This is a genomic window from Pseudomonas sp. P5_109 (genome assembly GCF_034009455.1).
Lineage (GTDB): Bacteria > Pseudomonadota > Gammaproteobacteria > Pseudomonadales > Pseudomonadaceae > Aquipseudomonas.
Map to the genome: position 1 here is coordinate 804405 of NZ_CP125380.1, position 15166 is coordinate 819570.

General features: G+C 62.5%; 12 protein-coding genes. 11 read left to right on the forward strand and 1 reads right to left on the reverse strand.

Going from position 1 to position 15166, the window contains the following annotated elements; translation table 11 throughout:
* Positions 1-118: 118 nt before the first annotated feature.
* From QMK54_RS03465 to QMK54_RS03500, 8 genes are all read left to right on the forward strand, one after another.
* Positions 119-709, forward strand: coding sequence for an NAD(P)H-dependent oxidoreductase (locus QMK54_RS03465; RefSeq protein WP_320402074.1), 591 nt, complete (start codon positions 119-121; stop codon positions 707-709).
* Between the two features lie 216 nt (positions 710-925).
* Positions 926-1837 carry a LysR family transcriptional regulator gene (locus QMK54_RS03470; protein WP_110662165.1) on the forward strand — a complete coding sequence of 304 codons (912 nt, stop codon included), beginning with the start codon at positions 926-928 and terminating at the stop codon, positions 1835-1837.
* Between the two features lie 103 nt (positions 1838-1940).
* Positions 1941-2834 (forward strand): NAD-dependent epimerase/dehydratase family protein, encoded by an 894-nt coding sequence (locus QMK54_RS03475; protein ID WP_223589971.1) that lies wholly within the window; start codon positions 1941-1943, stop codon positions 2832-2834.
* A 203-nt stretch (positions 2835-3037) separates the two neighbouring features.
* Complete coding sequence (locus QMK54_RS03480) at positions 3038-4483, forward strand: SulP family inorganic anion transporter (protein WP_223589973.1); 1446 nt, start codon at positions 3038-3040, stop codon at positions 4481-4483.
* A 220-nt stretch (positions 4484-4703) separates the two neighbouring features.
* Complete coding sequence (locus QMK54_RS03485) at positions 4704-6053, forward strand: gluconate:H+ symporter (protein ID WP_223589975.1); 1350 nt, start codon at positions 4704-4706, stop codon at positions 6051-6053.
* Between the two features lie 13 nt (positions 6054-6066).
* Entirely contained in the window at positions 6067-6927 is an 861-nt protein-coding gene (locus QMK54_RS03490) for a MurR/RpiR family transcriptional regulator (RefSeq protein WP_320402075.1), read from the forward strand.
* Position 6928: 1 nt separating this feature from the next.
* Complete coding sequence (locus QMK54_RS03495; protein WP_320402076.1) at positions 6929-8386, forward strand: D-aminoacylase; 1458 nt, start codon at positions 6929-6931, stop codon at positions 8384-8386.
* A gap of 236 nt (positions 8387-8622) precedes the next feature.
* The gene (locus QMK54_RS03500; protein ID WP_320402077.1) at positions 8623-8991 is read left to right on the forward strand and encodes a glyoxalase superfamily protein; all 369 of its coding nucleotides are present in this window, start codon (positions 8623-8625) and stop codon (positions 8989-8991) included.
* A gap of 26 nt (positions 8992-9017) precedes the next feature.
* Here the strand turns inward: QMK54_RS03500 and QMK54_RS03505 are convergent, their stop codons facing one another.
* Positions 9018-10046 carry an AraC family transcriptional regulator gene (locus tag QMK54_RS03505; RefSeq protein ID WP_320402078.1) on the reverse strand — a complete coding sequence of 343 codons (1029 nt, stop codon included), beginning with the start codon at positions 10044-10046 and terminating at the stop codon, positions 9018-9020.
* A 209-nt stretch (positions 10047-10255) separates the two neighbouring features.
* On the opposite strand from QMK54_RS03505, the gene QMK54_RS03510 reads away from it, so the two are divergent.
* Genes QMK54_RS03510 through QMK54_RS03520 form a run of 3 tightly spaced genes read left to right on the forward strand, consistent with a single transcriptional unit; the run spans position 10256 to position 15035 of the window.
* Positions 10256-11851, forward strand: a complete 1596-nt coding sequence (locus QMK54_RS03510) for an FAD-binding oxidoreductase (RefSeq protein ID WP_320402079.1) — start codon at positions 10256-10258, stop codon at positions 11849-11851.
* Positions 11852-11856: 5 nt separating this feature from the next.
* Positions 11857-13446 (forward strand): glycerol-3-phosphate dehydrogenase/oxidase, encoded by a 1590-nt coding sequence (locus QMK54_RS03515; protein ID WP_320402080.1) that lies wholly within the window; start codon positions 11857-11859, stop codon positions 13444-13446.
* A 20-nt stretch (positions 13447-13466) separates the two neighbouring features.
* Positions 13467-15035 (forward strand): FGGY-family carbohydrate kinase, encoded by a 1569-nt coding sequence (locus tag QMK54_RS03520; RefSeq protein WP_110661416.1) that lies wholly within the window; start codon positions 13467-13469, stop codon positions 15033-15035.
* Positions 15036-15166 lie beyond the last annotated feature (131 nt).

Genomic DNA, 15166 nt, shown 5'->3' on the forward strand with positions numbered 1-15166 from the left:
ATCGCCTGTTGATTCGTGCTTGTAGGTCAAATGAATTTTGCCAAACCGAGGCTTATTCCGCGCGAGGCCGATCGGTACTCTGCCGCCATTGAATTCCCGACCCTTCCCGAGATCTCCCATGAAAAAAGTCCTGTTGCTCAATGGCGGCAAAAAATTTGCACACTCCGACGGTCGCTACAACACTACTCTGCATGAAGCCGCGTTGAGCGTGCTGGATCGTGGCGGCATGGATGTGAAAACCACCTTCATCGATGAGGGCTACGACGTTGCCGAAGAAGTGGCCAAGTTCCTCTGGGCCGACGTGATCATCTACCAGATGCCCGGTTGGTGGATGGGCGCACCGTGGACCGTGAAGAAGTACATCGACGAAGTCTTCACCGAAGGCCATGGCAGCCTCTATGCCAGCGACGGCCGCACTCGCTCCGACGCCTCGCAGAAGTACGGCAGCGGTGGCCTGATCCACGGCAAGCAGTACATGCTGTCGCTGACCTGGAACGCCCCGCAGCAAGCCTTCGACGACCCGACCGACTTCTTCGAAGCCAAAGGCGTGGACGCCGTGTACTTCCCGTTCCACAAGGCCAACGAGTTCCTGGGCATGACCGGTTTGCCGACGTTCCTCTGCGTGGACGTGATGAAGCGTCCGGACATCGAAGGCGATGTGGCGCGTTATGAGCGGCATTTGAGTGAGGTGTTTGGCCTGTCGTCGTAACTGTTTCGGGCTACTATCGATTGTTTGAGTCAGGCACAGTTCCTGTGGCGAGGGGGCTTGCCCCCGTTGGTGCGCGAAGCGGACCCATAACCGGTGCGCGCGGAGGTTCAGATACACCGCGTATGTCGATTTTACGACGGCTTCGCCGCCGAACGGGGGCAAGCCCCCTCGCCACAATGGACTTCCTCTGCACAATAGAACGACGCAGGACTATCGATGAAAGCCAGATCCGATGAATTGCAGATTTTCGTCTGCGTGATTGAATGCGGGTCGATTTCTGCGGCGGCCGAGCAGGTCGGGCAAACGCCCTCGGCGGTCAGTCGTACGCTGTCGCGGCTGGAGGCCAAGCTCGACACCACCTTGATCAATCGCACCACACGGCGCATGGACCTGACCGAAGAGGGCAAGTATTTCTTCGAGCACGCCAAGCGCATTCTCGATCAGATGGATGAGCTCGAAGAGCGCCTGTCTTCGCGCCAGCAAACGCCGTCCGGGCGTCTGCGGATCAACGCGGCATCGCCGTTCATGCTGCACGCCATCGTGCCCTACATCGATGAGTTCCGCAGGCTCTACCCGGACATCCAGCTTGAACTCAACAGCAATGATCTGATCATCGATCTGCTTGAGCAGAGCACCGACATCGCCATCCGTATCGGCACCCTGACTGACTCGACGTTGCATGCCCGCTCCCTGGGTTGCAGCCCGTTGCACATCGTCGCCAGCCCGGCGTACCTGGAAAAACACGGCACCCCGCAAGCCGTGGCCGATCTGGCCGACCATACGCTGCTGGGCTTCACCCAGAACGAAGGCCTCAACCAATGGCCGCTGCGTTATGTGCATGGCGATCGCTGGCCGATCCAGGCGTCGATCAGCGCCTCCAGCGGCGAGACCATCCGCCATCTAGCTCTGGACGGCCAGGGCATCGCCAGCCTGTCACACTTCATGACCATCGAAGACATTCGTGCCGGGCGCTTGAAAGTGTTGCTGGGTGAATTCAACAGCGGCTACCGCCAGCCGATCAACGCGGTGTACTACCGCAACTCGCAACTGGCCCTGCGGATTCAATGCTTCCTGGACTTTATCCAGGGCAAGTTGGCGGGTTATGCGAGCGCAGATTTCAAGGGCTGATTCGTGATTCCTGCGCAAAAGTGAATTGGGTCAGAGGGCATTTTTCGGCAGTGATCGCTCCTTGATACTCCTTGCATCACTTATCCACGCAGGGAGTTTCTCCATGAACGTATTCGTTACCGGCGCTGCCGGTTTTATCGGCGGCTCCATCGCCACGGGACTGGTCCAGGCCGGCCACAACGTCACCGGCCTGGTGCGCAGCGCCGAACAAGCGGATGAACTGCGTGCGCTGGGCATCGCCCCGGTGATCGGCACCCTCGACGACTCTGCCCTGTTAGCCGATCAGGCGCTGGCCGCGGACGCTGTGATCAACGCGGCCAGCAGCGATCATCGTGGTGCGGTGGAGGCCTTGCTCGATGCCTTGCGCGGTTCTGGCAAAGTATTCCTGCACACCAGCGGTTCGAGCATCGTCGGCGATGCCTCGGGCGGCAAATCCAGTGATGTCATCTACTTCGAAGACAACCTGCCAGAGCCGACCGTGGACAAAGCTGCGCGCGTGGCCATCGATACTCTGATCCTGGCGGCGGCCATGGATGGGGTGAACTCGGCGGTGATCTGCAACACCTTGATCTACGGCCACAGCCTGGGTGTGCATCGCGACAGCGTGCAGCTGCCGCGCCTGCTCAAACAGGCACGTAAAAGTGGCGTGGTGCGCCATGTCGGCACGGGGCGGAACATCTGGTCCAATGTGCACATCGAAGACGTGGTTTCTCTGTACCTGCTGGCGCTGACTGAAAACGTACCTGGCACCTTCTACTTCGTTGAAAGCGGAGAAGCGTCGTTCATCGACATGACCACTGCCATGGCAAAGGCGCTGAACCTGGGCGAGCCGCAGGACTGGCCGCTCAAGGACGCCGAAGCCGAGTGGGGTTATGAGATGGCCAACTATGGTTTGGGCTCCAACAGTCGGGTTCGTGGCAAGCATGCGCGGGAGTTGCTGGGTTGGGTGCCGAAGCGCACGTCGGTGGTGGAGTGGATTCGCGAGGAGATGGTGTGAGTTCGCTATAGATCGCGTCATCGTTCTTCGCGAGCAAGCCCGCTCCCACAATTGATCGCGCTCCGTCAGAAGGAATGCGATCGAATGTGGGAGCGGGCTTGCTCGCGAAGACTTTTTCGATGACACAGATGATGGCCGCTCGGCCCTCGATTCCGTAACATCCGCACACTCTTTTTCGTTTTTCCCTGTGTGCGGTCCCCCCCATGAAAGCAAAACGTCTACGCGCCGATGTCCTGGCCGGACTTACCACTTCCTTCGCCCTGTTGCCCGAGTGCATCGCGTTCGCGCTGGTGGCCCATCTCAACCCGCTGATGGGGCTCTACGGTGCGTTCATCATCTGCACCCTGACCGCACTGTTCGGCGGGCGGCCGGGCATGGTCTCCGGCGCGGCCGGCTCGATGGCCGTGGTGATCGTCGCGCTGGTGGTGCAACACGGCGTGCAGTACTTGCTGGCCACGGTGTTGCTGGGCGGGCTGATCATGATGGCGTTCGGGCTGCTCAAGCTCGGCAAGCTGGTGCGCATGGTGCCGCACCCGGTGATGCTCGGTTTCGTCAACGGCCTGGCGATTATCATTGCCCTGGCGCAACTGGAGCACTTCAAGAGCGGTGAGACCTGGTTGAGCGGTACGCCGCTGTACATGATGCTGGGCCTGGTCGCGGTGACCATGGCGGTTGTCTACGTGCTGCCGCGCCTGACCCGTACGGTGCCGCCGGCGCTGGTGGCGATCCTCGGCGTGGGCCTGGCGGTGTATCTGCTCGGCCTGCCGACCCGCACCCTGGGCGACATGGCGCACATTGCCGGTGGCTTGCCGACCCTGGCGCTGCCGGACATTGCGTGGAATCTGGAGACCCTGCGCATCATCGCGCCTTACGCGATCCTGATGGCGCTGGTCGGCTTGCTGGAAACCCTGTTGACCCTGAACCTCACCGACGAAATCACCGAAAGCCGTGGCTTCCCGGATCGCGAGTGCGTGGCGCTGGGGGCGGCGAATCTGGTGTCCGGTGCGTTCGGCGGCATGGGCGGTTGCGCCATGATCGGCCAGACCGTGATCAACCTCAGTTCCGGCGGTCGCGGGCGCTTGTCCGGGGTGGTGGCCGGGGTGTCGATCCTGCTGTTCATCCTGTTCCTGTCGCCGCTGATCGAGCGCATTCCCTTGGCCGCGTTGGTTGGGGTGATGTTCGTGGTGTCGCAGCAGACCTTCGCCTGGGCTTCGTTGCGGGTACTGAACAAAGTGCCAGTGAACGACGTGCTGGTGATCATCGCAGTGACGGTGATTACTGTGTTCACCGACCTGGCCACCGCGGTGCTCTGCGGCATCATCATCGCGGCACTCAATTTCGCCTGGCAGCAGGCCCGACAGCTGTATGCCGACAGTCATCTGGAGAACGACGGCAGCAAGCTGTACCGGGTGCATGGCACGCTGTTCTTCGCCTCGACCACACCCTTTCTCAATCAATTCGATCCGGCCAACGACCCGGCGCAAGTGACCCTGGATTGCCGTCACTTGAGTTTTGTCGACTATTCGGCCATCGCCGCGCTGGGCACCTTGCGCGAGCGCTACGCCAGGGCCGGCAAGCACCTGCGGGTGCTGCATTTGTCCGAGCGTTGCAAGAAACTGCTCAAGCGCGCGCGGATGCAGCACGACTGAAGTCAGCCGTTCGATCGTTCCCACGCTGATAGGGGAACGATCTGACAGTCGGCGATGAAAATTCACACGGCCGACTTTCATAATTTGCGACACGGCATACCTCTGTGCGACATGTCTTACCTCTGTACGAAAATTATTTTCACCTCGTTTGAAAATAACGCCTCGAAATGTTTTAAGAGTTTCACAAATATTTCGACGTGACCCTCTCGAGGAGTACCGCATGACCCTGTCCTTCGGCTATTGGCTGCTGGTGTATGCCGCCATCGCCATCATTGCACTGATCGTTCTGATCGCCCGTTACCGGCTCAACCCGTTCATTGTCATCACCCTGATTTCCATCGGCCTGGCGCTGGTGGCGGGGATGCCGCCGTCGGGTGTGGTGGGGGCGTACGAGGCGGGTGTCGGCAAGACGCTGGGGCACATCGCGCTGGTGGTGGCGCTGGGTACGATGCTCGGCAAGATGATGGCCGAATCCGGCGGCGCCGAGCAGGTGGCGCGGACCTTGATCGACCGTTTTGGCGAGAAGAACGCGCATTGGGCGATGGTCTGCATCGCGTTCCTGGTGGGGCTGCCGCTGTTCTTCGAAGTCGGTTTCGTCTTGCTGGTGCCGATTGCCTTTACGGTGGCGCGGCGCGTGGGCGTATCGATCCTGATGGTCGGCTTGCCGATGGTCGCCGGGCTCTCGGTGGTGCATGCGCTGGTGCCGCCGCACCCGGCGGCAATGCTCGCGGTGCAGGTGTATCAGGCGTCGGTGGGGCAGACCTTGCTCTATGCGATTGCGATCGGCATTCCGACCGCGATCATCGCCGGTCCCCTGTACGCCAAATTCATTGTTCCGCGCATTCAATTGCCAGCAGAAAACCCGCTGGAACGCCAATTCCTGGAGCGCGAACCGCGCGACAGCCTGCCGGGGTTCGGCATCACCATGGCGACCATTCTGTTGCCGGTGGTGTTGATGCTGATCGGCGGCTGGGCCAATCTGATTTCCACGCCGGGTACAGGTTTCAACCAGTTTTTGTTGTTCATCGGCAACTCGGTGATCGCGCTGTTGCTGGCCACCTTGCTGAGCTTCTGGACCCTCGGCCTGGCCCAGGGTTTCAACCGCGAATCGATCCTCAAGTTCACCAACGAATGCCTGGCGCCGACCGCGAGCATCACCCTGCTGGTGGGTGCCGGTGGTGGCCTGAACCGGATTCTGGTGGACGCCGGCGTCACCGACCAGATCGTCGGCCTGGCCCACGAGTTTCATCTGTCGCCGCTGTTGATGGGCTGGCTGTTTGCCGCGCTGATGCGCATCGCCACCGGTTCTGCCACTGTGGCCATGACCACCGCTTCAGGTGTGGTCGCCCCCGTGGCCATTGGTCTGGGTTATCCCCATCCGGAACTGTTGGTGCTGGCGACGGGCGCGGGGTCGGTTATCTTTTCCCACGTTAACGACGGCGGTTTCTGGTTGATCAAGGAATACTTCAACATGACCGTTGCCCAAACCTTCAAGACCTGGACCGTGCTCGAGACGTTGATCTCGGTCGTCGCCTTCGGCCTGACCGTTGGCCTTTCTTACCTGATTTAACCGGAGCCACTGCATGGACATCCTCTACCAGATCCGCGCCCGTCAGGATTCCTTCAGCGCCGGTGAAGGGCGCATCGCCCGCCTGATGCTCGACGACGTCGGATTTGCCGCCTCGGCCAGCCTCGATGAGCTGGCGTTGCGGGCGGAGGTCAGCAGCGCCACGTTGTCGCGTTTCGCCCGTACGGTCGGCTGCAAGGACCTGCGTGACCTGCGCTTGCAACTGGCCCAGGCCAGCGGCGTCGGCAGCCGCTTTCTCGACCCGGCGGGCACGCCCGAGCAGTCGGCGTTCTACGGGCAGATCGTCGGCGATATCGAGACGACCTTGCGCCAGCACCTGGCGGCGTTCGACGAGTCGCGTTTCGCCGACGCGGTGAAATTGCTGGGCAAGGCGCGGATGATTCACGCGTTCGGCATGGGCGGCTGCTCGACCCTGTGCAGCGATGAACTGCAAGTGCGCCTGGTGCGCCTCGGCTATCCGATTGCGGTGTGCCACGATGCGGTGATGATGCGCGTCACCGCCGCCAGCCTCAGCGCTGAACAGGTGGTGATTGTCTGTTCGCTCACCGGGATCACCCCGGAGCTGGTTGAAACGGTGGAGCTGGCGCGCAACTACGGCGCGCGCATCCTGGCCATCACCCGGGCGGATTCACCGCTGGCGCAGTTGGCCGACATCGTCCTGCCCCTGCAAAGCGCCGAAACCTCGTTCATCTACAAACCCACGGCAGCGCGCTACGGCATGCTGCTGGCCATCGATGTGCTCGCCACCGAGCTGGCGCTGGCCAATCCTGAAGACAATCAAGAACGTCTGCGGCGGATCAAGCTCGCCCTCGACGAATACCGCGGCGGCGACGACCACTTGCCGCTGGGAGACTGACATGCAGTACGACACGCTGATTCGCAACGCCCTGATCATCGACGGCAGTAACAGCCCCGGTTACCCCGCCGACGTGGCCATTCTCAACGGACGCATCGAGCGCATCGGCGACTTGCGCGATGCCCATGCCAGCGAAGAAATCGACGCGCAGGGCCAGGTGCTCGCGCCGGGTTTCATCGACGTGCACACCCATGACGACACCGTGGTGATCCGCCAGCCGCAGATGCTGCCCAAGCTCAGCCAGGGCGTGACCACGGTGATCGTCGGCAACTGCGGGATCAGTGCCTCGCCGGTGAGTTTGCGTGGTGATCCGCCGGACCCGATGAACCTGCTGGGCACGGCCGCTGCGTTCGTTTACCCGACCTTCGGCGCCTACCGCGCCGCGGTCGAAGCGGCAAACACCACGCTGAACGTTGCCGCGTTGGTCGGCCATACGGCGTTGCGCAGCAATCATCTGGACGACCTGTTTCGCACCGCCAGCGCCGATGAAATCAGCGCGATGCGCGAGCAATTGCGCGAGAGCCTCGAGGCCGGCGCGTTGGGTCTGTCCACGGGTCTTGCCTATGCCAGCGCCTTCTCGGCATCGACCGATGAAGTGATGCAACTGACCGAAGAGCTGACGGCATTCGGCGCGGTCTACACCACTCACTTGCGCAGCGAGTTCGAACCGGTGCTGGAGGCCATGGACGAGGCGTTCCAGATCGGTCGACATGCGCAAAGCCCGGTGATCATTTCCCACCTCAAATGTGCCGGTGCCGGTAACTGGGGGCGTAGTCCGCAGCTGCTGGCGTCCCTCGAAGAGGCGGCGAAGACCCACCCGGTGGGTTGCGATTGTTATCCGTATGCGGCGAGCTCCTCGACCCTGGACCTCAATCAGGTGACCGATGCCCATCGCATCACCATCACCTGGTCGACCCCGCATCCGGAAATGGGCGGCCGCGACCTGATGGACATCGCCGCCGAATGGAATGTGTCGCTGTTGGATGCTGCTCGCCAGCTGCAACCGGCCGGCGCGGTGTACTACGGCATGGATGAGGCGGATGTGCGCAGAATCCTTGCGCACCCGCTGTCGATGGTCGGCTCCGACGGCTTGCCGGAAGACCCGTTTCCGCACCCACGCTTGTGGGGTGCATTCCCTCGCGTACTCGGACATTTCAGCCGTGACGTAGGACTGTTCCCGCTGCACACGGCGGTGCACAAAATGACCGGGCTGTCGGCGGCACGCTTCGGTTTGAAGGCGCGCGGTGAAATCCGCGAAGGTCATTGGGCCGACCTGGTGTTGTTCGATCCGGCGACTGTCCGCGATGTCGCCGATTTCAACGATCCGCAACGGGCGGCGCAAGGCATCGAGGGCGTCTGGGTCAACGGTGTGTTGAGCTACCGCGATGGCCAGGCCAATGGGCGCAGGGAAGGGCGGTTCCTGGCTCGGGAAGGGGATTTGCGCACGGGTTTTCAGTGAGTTTCGAGGACTGCGTCACAGTAGTGGCACTTTGAGACTAAAGAACGCCATTTCCGCGCCGAAGGACTGATATCAAGACCGACTTCCCTTGCTGGTCGGTTACGTATTGTGTAGGAGCGAGCTTGCTCGCGATGGTCGTTAACGATAACGCGTTTTGACTGGCTAAACGCGGTGCCTTTGACTCCATCGCGAGCAAGCTCGCTCCTACAGGTCTTTCACCGTCTGGGAGCAACTCGATGAGCTTCGGCAAAACCACTCCGGTCCTGCGCATTTTCGACGAAGCCAAGGCCGTGGAGTTTTACGTCGATTTCCTGGGGTTCAAGATCGACTGGCAACATCGATTTGCAGCGAGTTCCCCGCTGTACCTGCAAATCTCCCGTGGCGAATGCGTGCTGCACTTGTCCGAACACCATGACGACAGCGCACCGGGTTCTGCACTGCGGATCGAGACCGAGGAGCTTGAGCAGTTCCAACAGCAACTGTTGGCCACGGAATACGGCTTTTCCCATCCGCAGATCCAGGTCATGCCGTGGGGCAGCCAGGACCTGACCATCGCCGATCCTTTCGGCAATCGGTTGGTGTTCACCAACGCGATCAGCCTCTGAGCCTTCAGCCCCTCAGGCTTAAGCCTTCAGCCTTCGTTCGGCACCCGGTGGGTCTGGCGAAACTCGCCGGGCGGCATCCCGCGCCGGCTTTTGAAGGTGCGGTGAAACGAGCGGGGTTCGGTGAAACCCAGGTACTGGGCGATGTCCTGAATCGGCAGGGTGCTGTTGAGCAGGTAATGCTCGGCCAGCTCCTGGCGCAGGTCATCGAGGATCTGCTGGTACGACGTACCGGCCTGATGCAACTGGCGTTGCAGGGTGCGCACTGACACCGCGAGCTGCTCGGCCACCTGCTCCTTGCGTGGCAGGCCTTCCTTGAGCAACTGGCGCAGGATGTTTTTGACCCGCTGCTGCAGCGACGCGTCCTCCAGTGTCGCCATCAATCCCAGGGCATGTTCTTCCAGGGTGCGCAGCAATTGCGCATCGGCCTGGCGCAAGGGCAACTGCAAATACGGCAACGGCACAATCAGCGCCGAGTAAGGCTGGTCGAACAGCACCGGGCAGTCGAAGAACTGCTCGTACTCTGCCAGCGTCGTGTCGGTCAGACGTGCATGTTCCAGCCAGACGGCGGCCGGCGACAGTTGCGTGTCGGCGATCCAGCGCGCGTATTGCAGCCAGGAGCCGAGCACGTTTTCCACCAGGTGCCGGCGAATTCGCGGGCGTTGATGGCGGCAGGTCCAGATCAGGTGCACCTCGCTGCCTTGCACCTCGGCGCGGCTGACGCCCATGTCGCCCACCAGCTTCTCGAACGGCATGATGCGACTCATCGCATCGCCCAGTGTCGCGCAGTTCATGGTGATGTAGCCGAGCACGCTCCAGGAGTTGGGCAACACAAAACGCGCGGCGTTGAGACCAAATAGCGCATCGCCCGAGTGTTCGCAGAAATAATCGAGCAGCCGTTCATGGGCCTCACCCGGCAACCGCAGGCTGTTGTCACTCAACTGCTGTGCCTGCAACCCGGCAGCCGCCAACGCAGGCTCGATGGCCATGCCCAGTTGTTCGGCATGGCGCAGGTATTTGAGCAGCGGCGGAACTGAAGTGAAGCCCAGGGATTGCATGATCGTTTCCTTTGATCAAGGCCCGCGTGCGCGGATGAATGCCCTGAAAGGTAATTTGAAACCACGGCTAAAGTAAATGGCTGACGCTTGCGCGACGTTTGACTCAATTGGCTACTCGAACTGGCCGGATGCGACCGTGACACTTTCGGGCGGCTGACTAGTATGGGGGCCTGAAATATCACTGATCAGAACCGCAAAAGGACACACGCATGCGACGCTGGAACGGCTGGGGAGATGCAACCACGGTGGTCGAACTGCCGGCCCAGGGCGCGAGCTTTCTCGCGCAACGAGTGGGTGACGGTCGAGCGCTGCCCGATGCGACGCTTGAGACGGCATTGGCCCGCGTGCCCGTATCGCGGTTGCAGCAACACCTCTTGTACAGCCTGGATGCCCATGATCGCTTGCTGCATGCCCGAGGGCAGAGCCTGCCGGACTGGCTGGCGTTGCGTGAAGGCGCGCTGGGTAATTATCCCGATGCCGTGGCCTTTCCCGAGAGCGCTGAACAGATTCGCCAGTTGCTGGCGCTCGCTCATGAGCAGGACCTGTGCCTGATTCCTTATGGTGGCGGCACCTCGGTGGCCGGCCACATCAACCCGCCGAATTCTGCGCGGCCGGTGGTGACGGTTTCCCTGGCTCGCATGAATCGCCTGCTGGAGCTCGACGAAGAGAGCCTGCTGGCCACCTTTGGCCCCGGCGCCAGTGGACCGCAGGTGGAAAGTCAGTTGCGCGCCCGTGGGTACACCCTGGGGCATTTTCCGCAGTCCTGGGAGCTGTCGACACTGGGTGGTTGGGTCGCCAGTCGTTCCAGTGGCCAGCAGTCGCTGCGCTATGGGCGAATCGAGCAATTGTTCGCCGGCGGGACACTGGAAACCTTTGCCGGCCCATTGGAAATTCCCACCTTTCCAGCCTCGGCGGCCGGTCCCGATCTGCGCGAAGTGGTGCTGGGCTGTGAAGGCCGTTTCGGGATCATTTCCGAGGTCAAGGTTAGGGTCAGTGAATTGCCCGCCGATGAACGTTTCTACGGCGTTTTTCTGCCCGATTGGCCGCAGGCGCTACGCGCCATCCGCCAGTTGACCCAAGCGCGGGTGCCGCTGTCGATGCTGCGCTTGTCCAACGCGGTGGAAACCGAAACCCAACTGGCGTTGGCCGGTCATCCACAGCAGATCGCCTGGCTGGAAAAGTACCTGGCCCTGCGCGGCGCCGGCGAGGGCAAATGCCTGCTGACGTTCGGCGTGACCGGCAATCGTCGGCAAAATGCGCTGTCCCTGCGTCAGGCCCGGCAGCACCTGAAGGCGTTCGGCGGGGTGTTTACCGGCACCTTGCTCGGCAAGAAGTGGGCGCAGAACCGTTTTCGCTTTCCCTACCTGCGCGAAAACCTGTGGAACGCCGGTTACGTGGTCGACACCCTGGAAACGGCCACTGACTGGAGCAACGTCGATAACCTGCTCACGCTTGTCGAAAACAGCCTGCGTGACGCCTTGGCTGCCGAAGGCGAGCGCGTGCATGTCTTCACCCACCTGTCCCATGTCTACGGCGAAGGATCGAGCATCTACACCACCTATGTGTTTCGCCCGGCGGCGGACTACCCCGCCACCCTGGCGCGCTGGCAGGCACTCAAGCAGGCGGCCAGCCAGACCATCGTCGACAACCACGGCACCATCAGTCACCAGCATGGCGTGGGCAAGGACCACGCGCCGTATCTGCGACGGGAGAAGGGCGCGCTGGCGATGGACACCCTGCAGGCACTGAGTCGGCATTTTGATCCGGCCGGGCGCCTGAACCCCGGCACGTTGTTGCAGGAGTGACGGCCATGAGCCTGGACTGGAACGCGGCGTGGCGACAGCAGGTGCTGCCGACGCTGGCGGAGGAAACCTGGGACCTGATCGTCATCGGCGGCGGCATCAGCGGCGCCGGTATCCTGCGCGAAGCAGCGCGCCGTGGTTGGCGTTGCCTGCTGCTGGAGCAGCGCGATTTCGCCTGGGGCACCTCCAGCCGCTCCTCGAAAATGGTCCATGGCGGCTTGCGTTACATCGCCAAGGGCCAGTGGCGCCTGACCCGCGATTCGGTCCGCGAACGCCAGCGCCTGCTCGACGAAGCGCCGGGGCTGGTGGAGCCAATGAGCTTCATGATGCCGCATTACCGTGGCGGCTTTCCCGGACCGCGGGTGCTAGGTGGTTTGCTGTCCGTCTATGACGCCTTGGCCGGGCGGCGCAGCCATCACTTCCATGACGCGCAACAACTGCGTTATCTGGCGCCCGGGGTGAAGGAAGATGACCTGCTGGGCGGCACCTGTTTTGTCGATGCGCTGACCGATGATGCGCGCCTGGTGATGCGCGTATTGGGCGAGGCCCGGGCCGACGGCGCCGTGGTGCTCAACGGAGTGCGTGTGCAGCAATTGCTGCGAGAAGAGGGCCGCGTTTGCGCGGTTCAGGTCGAAGACGGCGAGGGCGGTGGATCACTGACAGTGCGTTGCGGTGTGTTGGCCATCGCCACCGGTGCGTGGGCCGAGCGCCTGCGCCTGCCCGATGCCCCGCGCCAGTTGCGCCCGTTGCGTGGCAGTCATTTGTTGTTGCCGGGCTGGCGCCTGCCCGTGGCGCAAGCCTTCACCTTCCTGCACGAGCGTGACCGTCGACCGGTGTTCGTGTTCCCTTGGGAAGGCGCCACGGTGGTCGGCACCACGGACCTCGATCATCACGGCGATCTGGACCAGAGCGCGAGCATCAGCCCTGAGGAACTCGACTATCTGCTGGCGGCCTGCAGCCAACAGTTTCCCGGCGCTGAAGTGGTCGCCGCCGATGTGCTGTCGACCTGGTCGGGCGTGCGTCCGGTGGTGGGCAGCGCTGCGGGTGAACTCAAGCCGTCGAATGAAACCCGTGAGCACGTGCTGTGGCAGGAGCCTGGTTGCGTGACCCTGGCTGGCGGCAAGCTGACCACCTTTCGCCCGCAGGCGATCGAAGTGCTCAAGGCCTGCGCGAGCATGCTCGAGCGGCCCTTCGATGATGACGCCGCGCCGGTGTTCGCCGTCGTGCCGCCGCTGGCGATACCGGGACTCAGCGCCAACCGCTGGCGGCGCCTGGCCGGGCGGCATGGCCGTGACCTGCCGAGGCTGGCGCAACTGATCGCCGAGCTGGGCCACGACACTGTCGGCGGCACTGACACCTTGTGGGCGGAACTGGCCGTTGCCTGCGATACGGAAATGGTCCTGCAACTGGATGACCTGCTGCTGCGCCGAACCCGCCTGGGCTTGTTGCTGCCGCGCGGTGGCGAGGATTATTTCGCTGCCATTCGCCGACTCTGCCAGCCACGGCTGGGCTGGGACGATGAGCGCTGGCAGCACGAGCAGCAGTGCTACCTGGAGTTGTGGCAACGCCATCATGGTTTGCCGGATGCCGCGCATTGATGCCCATTGAAGAGAGCTCCATGGATAACCACCCGAACAAGCGTTACCTGTTGGCCATCGACAATGGCACCCAGAGCGTGCGCGCGCTGCTCTTCGACCTGCAGGGCAATCTGCTGGGCAAAGGCAAGGTCGAATTGCAGGCCTATTACTCGACTCAACCCGGCTGGGCCGAGCAGGACCCGGAATATTACTGGGCAAAGCTGGGTGAGGCGTGCCAGCAGTTGTGGCAGCAGACCGGCATCGATCGCTCGCAGATTGCCGGCGTATCCCTGACCACCCAGCGCGGCACCGTGATCAACGTCGATGCCCAGGGCAAGCCGCTGCGCCCGGCGATCCTGTGGCTCGATCAACGCCAGGCCGAAGTCGAAGGCGGTATCAAGGGGCCGTGGGGCTGGTTGTTCAAACTGGTCGGCGCGAAAGCCACGGTGGACTATTTTCGCGCCCAGGCCGAGGCCAACTGGATTGCCCGCCATCAGCCTGAAGTGTGGGCGGCGACCGACAAGTTTCTGCTGCTCTCGGGGTTTCTCACCCATCGCCTGTGCGGGCGCTTTGTTGATTCCGTGGGCTGTTGCGTCGGTTACCTGCCGTTCGACTTCAAACGCCTGAAATGGGCCGCGCCGGCCGACTGGAAATGGCAAGCGCTGGCGGTGCGTCCCGAGCAACTGCCGAGCCTGCACAAGCCCGGCGAAACCCTCGGCCACATCAGCGCCGAGGCCAGCCGCCACACCGGTATTCCCGAGGGGTTGCCGCTGATCGCCGCGGGTGCCGACAAGGCCTGCGAGGTCGTGGGTTCCGGCGTGGTCGACGCAGGCACCGTGTGCCTTTCCTACGGCACCACGGCGACGATCACCAGCACCCGCTCGCGCTACCTGGAAATCGTCCCGTTGATTCCGCCTTACCCGTCCGCGGTGCCGGATCAATTCAACTGCGAGGTGATGATTTATCGCGGCTACTGGATGGTCAGCTGGTTCAAGAACGAGTTCGGCCTGCGGGAAATGCAGCAGGCCAAAGCCCAGGGCGTGGAGCCCGAGCAGCTCTTCGATGCGCTGGTCGATGCCGTGCCGCCGGGCTCGATGGGGTTGATGCTGCAACCCTATTGGTCGCCCGGCATTCGCGAGCCGGGTGTGGAAGCCAAGGGCGCGATGATCGGCTTCGGCGACGTGCATACCCGCGCGCACATCTACCGGGCGATCCTCGAGGGGCTGGCGTATGCATTGCGCCAGGGCATGGAGAAGATCGAGAAACGTTCGAAGGTCTCCATCACGCGCTTGCGCGTCGCCGGCGGAGGTTCGCAGAGTGATGCCGCGATGCAACTCACGGCGAACATTTTCGGCCTGCCGGCCGAGCGACCGCATGTCTACGAAGCGTCCGGCCTGGGCGCGGCCATTTGCTGCGCGGTGGGGCTGGGGCTGCACGCGGATTTCCCCACGGCGATGGCCGCCATGACGCGGGTTGGTGCGGTATTCATGCCGCAACCCGAGGCGCAGCAGATCTATGAGCGACTGTACAAAGAGGTCTACCTGCGCATGTATCGACAGCTCAAGCCGCTGTACCAGAGCATCCGCAAAATTACCGGTTACCCCGCCTGAAAGAACACAGCAGATCCCCTGTGGGAGCGGGCTTGCTCGCGAAGGCGGCGTGTCAGTTAAATCAATGGCGACTGACACTCCGCCTTCGCGAGCAAGCCCGCTCCCACATTGGTCCTTGGTGTTTTTTGCGC

What these genes read in the sequence shown, in the direction of transcription:
- QMK54_RS03510 (WP_320402079.1), top strand. Translation starts at nt 10,256, where the DNA reads ATGCGACGCTGGAACGGCTGGGGAGATGCAACCACGGTGGTCGAACTG.
- QMK54_RS03470 (WP_110662165.1), top strand. Translation starts at nt 926, where the DNA reads ATGAAAGCCAGATCCGATGAATTGCAGATTTTCGTCTGCGTGATTGAA.
- QMK54_RS03485 (WP_223589975.1), top strand. Translation starts at nt 4,704, where the DNA reads ATGACCCTGTCCTTCGGCTATTGGCTGCTGGTGTATGCCGCCATCGCC.
- QMK54_RS03480 (WP_223589973.1), top strand. Translation starts at nt 3,038, where the DNA reads ATGAAAGCAAAACGTCTACGCGCCGATGTCCTGGCCGGACTTACCACT.
- QMK54_RS03505 (WP_320402078.1), bottom strand. Translation starts at nt 10,046, where the DNA reads ATGCAATCCCTGGGCTTCACTTCAGTTCCGCCGCTGCTCAAATACCTG.
- QMK54_RS03500 (WP_320402077.1), top strand. Translation starts at nt 8,623, where the DNA reads ATGAGCTTCGGCAAAACCACTCCGGTCCTGCGCATTTTCGACGAAGCC.
- QMK54_RS03515 (WP_320402080.1), top strand. Translation starts at nt 11,857, where the DNA reads ATGAGCCTGGACTGGAACGCGGCGTGGCGACAGCAGGTGCTGCCGACG.
- QMK54_RS03465 (WP_320402074.1), top strand. Translation starts at nt 119, where the DNA reads ATGAAAAAAGTCCTGTTGCTCAATGGCGGCAAAAAATTTGCACACTCC.
- QMK54_RS03495 (WP_320402076.1), top strand. Translation starts at nt 6,929, where the DNA reads ATGCAGTACGACACGCTGATTCGCAACGCCCTGATCATCGACGGCAGT.
- QMK54_RS03475 (WP_223589971.1), top strand. Translation starts at nt 1,941, where the DNA reads ATGAACGTATTCGTTACCGGCGCTGCCGGTTTTATCGGCGGCTCCATC.
- QMK54_RS03490 (WP_320402075.1), top strand. Translation starts at nt 6,067, where the DNA reads ATGGACATCCTCTACCAGATCCGCGCCCGTCAGGATTCCTTCAGCGCC.
- QMK54_RS03520 (WP_110661416.1), top strand. Translation starts at nt 13,467, where the DNA reads ATGGATAACCACCCGAACAAGCGTTACCTGTTGGCCATCGACAATGGC.